At 53.3% G+C, this 10,450-nt stretch carries 9 protein-coding genes; 6 read left to right on the plus strand and 3 right to left on the minus strand.

Translation table 11 applies throughout. The features are described 5' to 3' along the window. Window positions 1-599: 599 nt before the first annotated feature. The 3 genes from dapD to map all read right to left on the minus strand — a co-directional run bounded on the left by dapD (window position 600) and on the right by map (window position 5,066). Window positions 600-1,424, minus strand: coding sequence for a 2,3,4,5-tetrahydropyridine-2,6-dicarboxylate N-succinyltransferase (gene dapD, locus BBW68_RS12060; RefSeq protein WP_070135555.1), 825 nt, complete (start codon window positions 1,422-1,424; stop codon window positions 600-602). 96 nt (window positions 1,425-1,520) lie between these two features. Continuing rightward, the gene (glnD, locus tag BBW68_RS12065; protein WP_070135556.1) at window positions 1,521-4,178 is read right to left on the minus strand and encodes a bifunctional uridylyltransferase/uridylyl-removing protein GlnD; all 2,658 of its coding nucleotides are present in this window, start codon (window positions 4,176-4,178) and stop codon (window positions 1,521-1,523) included. A gap of 93 nt (window positions 4,179-4,271) precedes the next feature. Further along, a complete protein-coding gene (gene map, locus BBW68_RS12070) occupies window positions 4,272-5,066 on the minus strand; it encodes a type I methionyl aminopeptidase (protein WP_070135557.1) in 795 nt (264 codons plus the stop codon). 356 nt (window positions 5,067-5,422) lie between these two features. Between map and rpsB the strand changes: the two genes are divergently transcribed. The 6 genes from rpsB to BBW68_RS16860 all read left to right on the plus strand — a co-directional run. Further along, window positions 5,423-6,148, plus strand: coding sequence for a 30S ribosomal protein S2 (gene rpsB, locus BBW68_RS12075; RefSeq protein WP_070135558.1), 726 nt, complete (start codon window positions 5,423-5,425; stop codon window positions 6,146-6,148). A 173-nt stretch (window positions 6,149-6,321) separates the two neighbouring features. Next, window positions 6,322-7,173 (plus strand): translation elongation factor Ts, encoded by an 852-nt coding sequence (gene tsf, locus BBW68_RS12080; RefSeq protein ID WP_070135559.1) that lies wholly within the window; start codon window positions 6,322-6,324, stop codon window positions 7,171-7,173. Between the two features lie 154 nt (window positions 7,174-7,327). Beyond that, window positions 7,328-8,053 (plus strand): UMP kinase, encoded by a 726-nt coding sequence (gene pyrH / locus BBW68_RS12085; RefSeq protein ID WP_070135560.1) that lies wholly within the window; start codon window positions 7,328-7,330, stop codon window positions 8,051-8,053. A 119-nt stretch (window positions 8,054-8,172) separates the two neighbouring features. Beyond that, complete coding sequence (frr, locus tag BBW68_RS12090; protein ID WP_070135562.1) at window positions 8,173-8,730, plus strand: ribosome recycling factor; 558 nt, start codon at window positions 8,173-8,175, stop codon at window positions 8,728-8,730. A gap of 134 nt (window positions 8,731-8,864) precedes the next feature. Further along, complete coding sequence (ispC, locus tag BBW68_RS12095; protein WP_070135561.1) at window positions 8,865-10,079, plus strand: 1-deoxy-D-xylulose-5-phosphate reductoisomerase; 1,215 nt, start codon at window positions 8,865-8,867, stop codon at window positions 10,077-10,079. Window positions 10,080-10,283: 204 nt separating this feature from the next. Further along, window positions 10,284-10,450 (plus strand): helix-turn-helix domain-containing protein (locus BBW68_RS16860; RefSeq protein WP_148127656.1); only part of this gene is annotated, 167 nt, incomplete at its 3' end.

Here is a 10,450-nt window from a genome sequence, read left to right on the forward strand (position 1 = left end):
AAAACCATCATCATTCGGAAGCTGCCCAATAGACGTGCAAAAAACCGTGGTTGCCGCTTTCAGAGACATTGAAGCCAATACTTTCTGCGAGTTTATTGCGCTGTCTTACCATTCCTAGGAGCGCGGCCTGAATGAGCATACCAACGGGCTGATTAGGCGTTTTTACCCCAAGGCAACGGACTTCAGTCAGGTCAGTCATCGTAAGATTGCCGAACTCGAATACACGCTCAACACCAGAGGGCGAAAATCTCTGGGCTATCGCTCTCCCAATGAGGTATTTTTAACGCACTTACTGGCGGCATAAGCCCCCTCCGTTTTGTTGCGTTTCAACTGGGAATGGGGCAACGACCTTTGAAATTGTCGTACATGGTATTTTCCTTTAAGAAACTATCGATCCAGATGCGATCAATGTAGTTGCTATCCGAGAAACGGAAAAGGATCGTTTAATTTAAATACAGGATTTTTCTGGCGCGAATTATGGCTCAGATTATGCGCAATAGCATTATTTGTTTTGCGACGTGAAAGAGGTTATTTGCGCAGCAATCGTAAAGTTATCGTTACAGGAGGGTGCGGGCCGCCGTGGCAGCCCACATACGACATTAGTAGATAGTACGCAGCAGTTCGTTGATGCCGGTTTTTCCGAGGGTTTTGGCGTCAACTTTTTTTACAATCACCGTACAGTACAGGCTATAAGTACCGTCTTTGGATGGCAGGTTGCCGGAAACCACCACTGAACCCGCCGGAATGCGACCGAAGTGCACTTCGCCGGTTTCACGGTCAAAGATTTTGGTGCTCTGGCCGATATAAACGCCCATTGAGATCACCGAGCCTTCTTCCACGATCACGCCTTCTACGATCTCAGAGCGGGCGCCGATAAAGCAGTTGTCTTCGATGATAGTCGGGGTGGCCTGCAAAGGCTCCAGTACGCCACCGATGCCCACGCCACCGGACAGGTGCACGTTTTTACCGATCTGCGCACAGGAACCGACGGTTGCCCAAGTATCCACCATCGAGCCTTCATCAACATAGGCACCAATGTTGACATAAGAAGGCATCAGCACGGTGTTACGGGCGATAAATGCACCCTGACGCACGGCGGCAGGCGGCACCACGCGGAAGCCTTCTTTCTTAAAGCGTGCTTCGTCGTAGTCGGCGAATTTCATCGGGACTTTGTCGTAGTAGCGGCTTTCAGCACCTTCCATTACCTGATTGTCATTGATGCGGAATGAAAGCAGCACCGCTTTCTTCAGCCACTGGTGAGTCACCCACTGACCGTCGGTCTTCTCCGCCACGCGCAGGGCACCGTTGTCGAGCAGGGCAATAACTTGGTTAACCGCTTCACGGGTTACGGTATCCGCATTGGCTGGGGTAATGTCCGCACGGCGCTCGAAAGTCGCCTCAATAACACTCTGTAACTGTTGCATAGTTAGTCTCTTCCTAGTTTTGCCGATGCATATTCAACGAAAACGATTCCGCGGCGGCAGAATCACGCGCTGGCACTGATAAAAAGTAAATCGGGGTCACGCTTTATCGTTTGGATTAAGGGCCTCTATCAACCGTTGTTGCAGCACTTCGCGCAAATCTGCGTCTAATGCCCGAGGATCTCTGTTGGCAAGGATAAATAAATCCTCAACCCGTTCGCCAATGGTGCTGATGCGCGCACCGTGCAGCGACACGTTTAAGTCGGCAAACACTTCGCCAACGCGTGCCAGTAATCCTGGCTGATCGAGCGCCACTAATTCCAGATAAGTGCGTCTGTCAGTATGTGTGGGTAAGAAATTCACCGCGGTATCGACGCTAAAATGCTTCAACCTTGCCGACTGTCGGCGCAGGCGCGGCGGCTGCCAGTGAGTTTGACAGATCGCCTGCTCCAGCGCCTGGCGGATCATCTCATGACGATCCGGCATCAGCGGGCTACCGTCTTGCTCCAGCACGATAAAGGTATCCATCGCCATGCCGTCGCGGCTGGTAAAGATCTGCGCATTGTGGACGCTGAGGTTACGGCGATCCAGCTCCCCGGCTACGGTGGCAAATAGGTAGGGACGATCCGGGCTCCAGATAAAGATCTCGGTGCCGCCGCGTGTCGCCTGAGGGCTGATGAGGATCAGCGGCTTGGTAAGGTCGTGATTCATCAGGTGGCGCGCATGCCAAGCTAGCTGGTTAGGCGTGTGGCGCAGGAAATAGTCCGCGCGGCAGCGGCCCCAGATACGGTGCAGGGCTTCTTCATCAATGTTGTCCATACGCAGCAGCACCAGCGCCTGCAGGCGGTGATGGCGCACGCGCTCGCGCAGGTCGGGACTATTCTCCATGCCGCGCTGCAGCTGCTTCTCGGTGGCGAAGAACAGTTCGCGTATCAGGCTCTGCTTCCAGCTGTTCCACAGCGTTTCATTGGTGGCACAGATATCGGCCACCGTCAGGCACACCAAGTAACGCAGGCGATTCTCGTTCTGCATCACTTCGGCGAACTGCTGGATCTCCGTGGGGTCCTGAATATCGCGGCGCTGGGCGGTCACCGACATCAGCAGGTGGTGACACACCAGCCAAGCAACCAGCTGGGTTTCGCGTGAGTTGAGGCCGTGCATTTCGGCGAATTCCAGCGCGTCCTGCGCGCCGAGGATCGAGTGGTCGCCGCCGCGCCCTTTAGCGATATCGTGGAACAGTGCCGCCATCAGCAGCAGCTCTAGCTGCGGCAGGCGCGGCCACAGCTCCACGCACAGCGGATGGCGCAGGCGGGTGCGTTCGTCGGCAAAGCTTTCCAGCTTTTGCAGCACGCGAATGGTATGTTCATCAACGGTATAGGCATGGAACAGGTCAAACTGCATCTGGCCGACGATGTTGCTCCACTTCGGCATATAGGCCCACAGCACGCTGTGGCGATGCATCGGCACTAGTGCCCGGCTCACCGCGCCAGGATGCCGCAGGATCGACAGGAACAGCTCTCGCGCCTGCGGGATGGTACAGAGCGGCTGTTTCAGATTGCTGCACGCGTGGCGTAGGTGGCGCAGGGTCGTGGAGTAAATACCGGTAATTTTCGGCGTGCGCACCACCGCCCAGAACATGCGCATTATCGCTTCCGGCTGTCGGGCGAACAGGGTCTCATCCCGCAGGTCAATCAGGGTGCCGCGCAGCTGGAACTCTTCATCCATCGGCCGCGGTTTCTCGTCGGTGCCGAGCGCGAGGATCGCCTCATCAAACAGCTGCAGCAGCATCTGGTTGAGCTCACCCACGCGGCGCGTGACGCGGAAAAAGTCCTTCATCATGTGTTCGACCGGCTTGTTGACTTCACCCTGATAGTTCAGATGCTGGGCCACATTGAGCTGGCGGTCGAACAGCAGGCGGTTGTCGTAGCGGGTGAGGGTGAGGTGCAGGGCGAAGCGGATACGCCACAGCCTGCTCTGACATTCGTTGAGTTCATTGCGCTCGGCTTCGGTCAGGAAACCAAAACCAACCATATCGTCCATCGACGTGGCGCCGAAGTGGCGGCGGGCGACCCACAGCAGCGTGTGGATATCGCGCAGGCCACCGGGGCTGTTTTTAATATCCGGCTCTAGGTTGTAGCTGGTGCCGTGGTAGCGCTGGTGGCGCTCCTGCTGCTCTTCGATTTTGGCAGCGAAGAAGCGGTCAGAAGGCCAGAAGCCATCGCTGAAGATGTTTTTCTGCAACTCGAGGAATAGCGCGAGGTCACCGGTCAGCATGCGCGATTCAATCAGGTTGGTGGCGACGGTAAGGTCGGATAACCCCTCCAGCAGGCACTCTTCCAGCGTGCGCACGCTGTGGCCAACTTCTAGCTTCAGGTCCCACATCAGGGTTAACAGATCGCTGGTGCGCTGGGCATCTTCATCTGACAGCAGTTTGCGGCTGAGGATCAGCACGTCAATATCGGAGAGCGGGTGCAATTCGCCACGGCCATAGCCGCCAGCGGCGACCAGCGTGACGCCCTCTTTTTCCGGGAAGCCATAGAAGCGCCACAGCCGCCGCAGCAGGCGGTCAATAAACAGGGTGCGCGCATCGATCAAGCTTTCCACATCCTGCCCGGCGTCGAACGCGGCGGCCAGATGATGCTGGAAAACATCAAGGTGACGCTTCAGCGTGTCGCGATTTAGCTCGCTGTCTTCCCAGCGTCGTGGCGCTTTGGTGAGCTTTTTTAGGATGCTGGCTTCAGTTACATCTTTATTCATTTCACCGCCCCTAAGACATAAAAAAATCGGCTTGCGCGGGTCTGGTACTTTGCATGCGGGCTGAGCGAAAAGAAGGTCAGCCCTGACGCCGAATCAATCCTCGTGCGTCAGAATTGCCGGGATGGTGTCGTCTTTGCGTAGCGTCATAATTTCGCAGCCGTTCTCCGTTACCACAATAGTGTGTTCGTACTGTGCGGACAAGCTGCGATCTTTGGTTTTTACGGTCCAGCCATCTTTCATGCTGCGGATGCGGTAATCACCGGCGTTAACCATTGGTTCGATGGTAAAGGCCATACCGGTCTGCAGCACCACACCGCCGTCATCCGCGTCGTAGTGCAGTACCTGCGGCTCTTCGTGGAAGCCTTTACCGATGCCGTGTCCGCAGTACTCGCGCACCACGGAGAAGTCCTGCTCCTCAACAAATCTCTGGATCTCACGACCAATGGTGCGCAGGCGGATACCCGGCTTTACCATACGCAGGGCTAGGTAGAGGCTCTCCTGGGTGACGCGGCACAGGCGCTCGCCTTGAATCGTTGGCTTACCCACGATAAACGTGGTTGAGGTATCGCCGTGATACTCATCTTTGATCACGGTGACGTCGATATTGACGATATCGCCGTCCTTGAGAATTTTGTCGTCGCTCGGAATACCGTGGCACACCACTTCATTGACTGAAATGCAGACGGATTTCGGGAATCCGTGATAGCCGAGGCTGGCGGAAACCGCATGTTGTTTGTTGACGATGTGATCGTTGCAGATCCGATCCAGCTCACCAGTGCTGACACCCGACTTGACGTGCTCTTCAATCATCTCAAGCACTTCAGCCGCTAGGCGACCGGCAACGCGCATTTTTTCGATTTCTTTAGGGGTTTTAATTGAGATAGCCATTCATTCGGTCCACATTTGTCGTCATTTTCGACAACATACAGAAAGTGCTGCAATGGTATCAGCCTGCCCCGAGACTGCCAATTGCAGTTTGTGGCCTGCTGCAGTCATCTAATTCGGGTCGTAGGGGTTATAATTGTTGGCTACAGCTGCGGCTTTATGGTATAAAGCGCGCCGAAGATTCACTGTTCAGTGAGTCTCTTCGCCAGATTGAGAAACGCATAAATCTCACTATGTGCAAATAACACACACGTATCGACACCTACGCCGGGGTGCCTTGCTGGTTTGAAAGAGCTGATGGGTCGGTTGTACGGGATACGTGGAGGCTTAACCCCAAACTACATCTTATAGAGGTAATCATGGCAACTGTTTCCATGCGCGACATGCTCAAGGCCGGTGTACACTTCGGTCACCAGACCCGTTACTGGAACCCGAAAATGAAGCCATTCATCTTCGGCGCTCGTAACAAAGTTCACATCATCAACCTTGAGAAAACTGTACCAATGTTCAACGAAGCCCTAGCTGAGCTGAGCAAGATCTCCTTCCGTAAAGGTAAGATTCTGTTTGTTGGTACTAAGCGCGCTGCAAGCGAAGCGGTAAAAGAGCACGCTCTGAGCTGCGACCAGTTCTTCGTTAATCACCGCTGGTTGGGTGGTATGCTGACTAACTGGAAAACTGTTCGTCAGTCAATCAAACGTCTGAAAGATCTGGAAACTCAGTCTCAGGATGGCACCTTCGACAAACTGACCAAGAAAGAAGCGCTGATGCGCGCTCGTGAACTGGCCAACTTGGAAAACAGCTTGGGCGGTATCAAAGACATGGGCGGCCTGCCAGACGCACTGTTTGTTGTCGATGCAGACCATGAACACATTGCTATTAAAGAAGCAAACAACCTAGGTATCCCAGTGTTTGCTATCGTTGATACCAACTCTGATCCAGACGGTGTTGACTACATCATCCCAGGTAATGATGATGCAATCCGTGCTGTTAGCCTGTACCTGACTACAGTGGCTACCACTGTACGTGAAGGTCGCTCTCAGGACCTAGCTCAGCAGGCAGAAGAAACCTTCGCCGAAGCTGACTAATAAGACTTGCTCTGTTAAGAGCCCTTAAAAATTAGATGTGAATCTGTAAGGGGCCTTTTAGGCCCCCTTATTTTTTTCGAGTTCGCTTTGCTGAATGTCATATTTGGCGGGGCAGAATGTTTCCCGTGAAGGCTTCTGTAATTGCAGATGCTGAGCTAACCGAGGATTAGAAAATGGCTGATATTACCGCTGCTCTGGTAAAAGAACTGCGCGTGCGCACTGGCGCTGGCATGATGGATTGTAAGAAAGCGCTGACTGAAGCCAATGGCGACATCAAGCTGGCAATTGAGAACATGCGTAAATCTGGCGCAATCAAAGCAGCTAAGAAAGCAGGCAACGTTGCTGCTGACGGCGTGATCAAAACCAAGATCGAAGGCAACTACGGTGTGATTCTGGAAGTTAACTGCCAGACTGACTTCGTTGCTAAAGATGCTGGTTTCCAAGCATTCGCCGGCAAAGTGCTGGACGCGGCTGTTGCCGGTAAAATCACTGATGTTGAAGTGCTGAAAGCTCAGTACGAAGAAGAACGTGTTGCACTAGTTGCTAAAATTGGTGAGAACATCAACATTCGTCGCGTTGCAAGCTTGGAAGGCGACCTGCTGGGTACATACTTGCACGGAGCACGTATCGGCGTTCTGATTGCCGCTACCAACGCCGACGAAGAGCTGGTTAAGCAGCTGGCAATGCATGTTGTCGCTAGCAAGCCAGAATTCGTTAAGCCAGAAGACGTGTCTGCTGAAGTTGTTGAAAAAGAGTACCAGGTTCAGCTGGACATCGCGATGCAGTCTGGTAAGCCAAAAGAGATCGCAGAGAAAATGGTTGAAGGCCGCATGAAGAAATTTACCGGCGAAGTTTCTCTGACTGGCCAGCCTTTCGTGATTGACCCATCTAAAACTGTGGGGCGGGCACTGAAAGAGAAAAATGCCGACGTCACCCACTTCATCCGCTTTGAAGTGGGTGAAGGCATGGAGAAAGCTGAGACCAATTTCTCAGCAGAAGTTGCTGCGATGTCTAAGCAGTCTTAATTGCTCTAAAATAACCGCCAAACGGCGGTTATTTTTTGCCTGTCTTTTGACAGCGCATTTTCAGTCTCATCCCAATAGTATTTCTCTTACGCTTTTAGAATGATACCGCACACAGTCAAGACCCCTTTTCGATATAGCTTCCAGGAAAAAAACCATGGCGACCAATGCAAAACCTGTATATCAACGTATTCTTCTGAAACTGAGTGGCGAAGCCCTGCAAGGCGCTGAAGGCTTTGGCATTGATGCCAGCGTGCTGGATCGTATGGCTCAGGAAGTCAAAGAACTGGTAGAGCTAGCCATTCAGGTAGGTGTGGTGATCGGTGGTGGTAATCTGTTCCGTGGTGCTGGTCTGGCTCAGGCAGGAATGAACCGTGTTGTGGGCGACCATATGGGTATGCTGGCAACCGTGATGAATGGACTAGCGATGCGCGATGCGCTGCACCGTGCCTACGTCAATGCACGTTTGATGTCTGCTATTCCACTGAACGGCGTGTGCGACAACTACAGCTGGGCTGAAGCAATTAGCCTGCTGCGCAACAACCGCGTGGTGATTTTCTGCGCCGGTACCGGTAACCCATTCTTTACCACTGACTCCGCAGCCTGTCTGCGCGGCATCGAAATCGAAGCCGATGTGGTGCTGAAAGCCACCAAGGTTGACGGCGTTTACTCTGCCGACCCGGTGAAGAACCCAGACACAACCCTGCACGAACAGCTGACCTACAGCGAAGTGCTGGAAAAAGAGCTGAAAGTGATGGATCTGGCCGCCTTTACGCTGGCTCGCGACCATTCACTGCCTATCTGCGTATTCAATATGAACAAACCGGGCGCACTGCGTCGCGTTGTGATGGGTAAAAAAGAAGGCACGCTGATTACGCATTAATATCAGTCTGCGGTTGAAATAAGGTATATTCTCCCTGCAAGAACTATCTTTAAATGTATTTGAACGGCTTTCGGCACTGCCGAAAGCTGGTGGATCAAACAGAATCCAAGGGTTTCAACGTGATTAAAGACATCAAGAAAGATGCAGAAGTACGCATGGAAAAATGCGTAGAAGCATTCAAAAACAACATCAGCAAGATCCGTACTGGCCGTGCATCTCCGGCTATACTCGACGGTATCATGGTAGATTATTACGGTTCTGCTACTCCGCTGCGCCAGCTGGCGAGCGTCACGGTAGAAGATTCCCGCACGCTGAAAATCAACGTGTTTGACCATTCTATCAGCAACGCAGTTGAAAAAGCGATCATGTCTTCCGATCTGGGCCTGAACCCAATTTCAGTGGGCACCGATATTCGCGTTCCGCTGCCAGCGCTGACCGAAGAGCGTCGTAAAGATCTGATCAAGATCGTGCGAGGCGAAGCCGAGCAGGGCCGCGTATCCGTGCGTAACGTGCGTCGTGATGCTAACGACAAAGTGAAAGCGCTGCTGAAACACAAAGAGATTAGTGAAAATGATGATCGTCGCTTACAGGAAGAGATTCAGAAAATGACCGACGTCGATATCAAGAAAATTGATGCTGCGCTGGCAGAGAAAGAAGCGGAGCTGATGGACTTCTGATCCCATCATAATCCGATGAAACGCCGCACAGATTGCCCTTCGTATGAAGGGTCGGTCTGGCGGCGTTTTGCGTTTGTTAACTTTCCCGGCAGAGGGTTATTCTTCTCCTGAGCGGGTTTATACAGAGCAAACTCATGAAGCAATTGACCATCCTCGGTTCAACTGGATCTATTGGTACCAGCACGCTCGGCGTAGTGCGCGCTAACCCCCATTTGTTCGCCACTAAAGCACTTGTTGCCGGGCGTAACGTCGAACTAATGGTTGAACAGTGCGTTGAATTTCGCCCGGCGTATGCCGCGATGTCAGACAGCTGGGCGGCAGCGGCACTGCGATTTCGTCTGAAAGAGCTCAATCTGGCTACCGAAGTCATGAGCGGCGAGCAGGCGATTTGCGAGCTGGCCACGCTGGATGATGTTGACCAGGTGATGTCGGCAATTGTCGGAGCAGCAGGATTATTACCTACCCTAGCCGCAATCCGCGCGGGAAAACAGGTGCTGTTGGCGAATAAAGAGTCGCTTGTCACCTGCGGCCGCCTTTTTCTGGAGGCGGTGAGCACTTCCGGCGCCCAGCTGTTGCCCATCGACAGCGAGCACAACGCCATTTTTCAGAGTTTGCCTGCTTCCCTCCAGCAGCAGTTAGGGTACATTTCTCTGGAGGATAATGGCATTGATAGCATTATCCTCACGGGGTCAGGTGGCCCGTTTCGTGACACGCCACTGGCTGAATTAAGCCATATGACGCCAGACCAAGCGTGTGCACACCCTAACTGGACGATGGGGCGAAAAATCTCCGTCGATTCGGCCACTATGATGAATAAAGGACTAGAATATATCGAAGTCCGCTGGCTGTTTAATGCCACAGACGCCCAAATGGAAGTCATTCTGCATCCGCAGTCAGTTATCCATTCGATGGTGCGCTACCGTGATGGCAGCGTTATTGCCCAGCTCGGTTCGCCGGATATGCGTACGCCAATCGCTCACGCTATGGCCTGGCCGCAGCGCGTAAATTCAGGCGCCCAACCGCTTGATTTTACGCGCATGTCGGCAATGACTTTTGCTGAACCCGATTACGCACGTTACCCCTGCCTGAAGCTGGCGATTGATGCCAGCATCACCGGGCAGGCGGCGACCACCACGCTGAATGCGGCAAATGAGATTGCGGTGGCCGCTTTCCTCACGTCTGACATCCGCTTTACCGATATTGCGGCGCTGAATGTGGCGGTGCTGGAAACGCTGTCGTGTCAGGAACCGCAAAGCGTTGAGGCAGTGATTGCCATTGACCGCGAGGCACGCGTAGCAGCGACAGCTCTGCTGCCACGTTTTGCGGCAGGACGAGTCAGCGCGTTTTAACGCACCGCCATTTGTGAGCGCTGGGCGGAGGTGGTATAGTCTTGCCCTACCGTCCAGAGCCAGCAACGTGATAAGGCGGAAAAGCGAATCGTATTTGTAGGCGCGAATTCAGATAATAAGTGCAACGCTCGGTCATGTAGATGGAGGGACGGTTAGCTACCGATAAGCTATCCTGCTCTTCCGATTAAAGATGAGCGAGTAACTATGAAATATCAGCAGTTAACCGAAGGATTACGATACCAGATAGCTCTGTTGTGTGAAGACAAAGTTAGTCAAGCCGAGATTGGTCGCCGGTTAGGCGTCTGTAAGTCAACAGACTCGTGGGAACTGCGCCGTAATCGCTCTGTAGATGGCTACCAGCCTGCAGTAGC

Source organism: Candidatus Erwinia dacicola (genome assembly GCF_001756855.1).
GTDB lineage: Bacteria > Pseudomonadota > Gammaproteobacteria > Enterobacterales > Enterobacteriaceae > Erwinia > Erwinia dacicola.

What these genes read in the sequence shown, in the direction of transcription:
- dapD (WP_070135555.1), bottom strand. Translation starts at nt 1,424, where the DNA reads ATGCAACAGTTACAGAGTGTTATTGAGGCGACTTTCGAGCGCCGTGCG.
- glnD (WP_070135556.1), bottom strand. Translation starts at nt 4,178, where the DNA reads ATGAATAAAGATGTAACTGAAGCCAGCATCCTAAAAAAGCTCACCAAA.
- map (WP_070135557.1), bottom strand. Translation starts at nt 5,066, where the DNA reads ATGGCTATCTCAATTAAAACCCCTAAAGAAATCGAAAAAATGCGCGTT.
- rpsB (WP_070135558.1), top strand. Translation starts at nt 5,423, where the DNA reads ATGGCAACTGTTTCCATGCGCGACATGCTCAAGGCCGGTGTACACTTC.
- tsf (WP_070135559.1), top strand. Translation starts at nt 6,322, where the DNA reads ATGGCTGATATTACCGCTGCTCTGGTAAAAGAACTGCGCGTGCGCACT.
- pyrH (WP_070135560.1), top strand. Translation starts at nt 7,328, where the DNA reads ATGGCGACCAATGCAAAACCTGTATATCAACGTATTCTTCTGAAACTG.
- ispC (WP_070135561.1), top strand. Translation starts at nt 8,865, where the DNA reads ATGAAGCAATTGACCATCCTCGGTTCAACTGGATCTATTGGTACCAGC.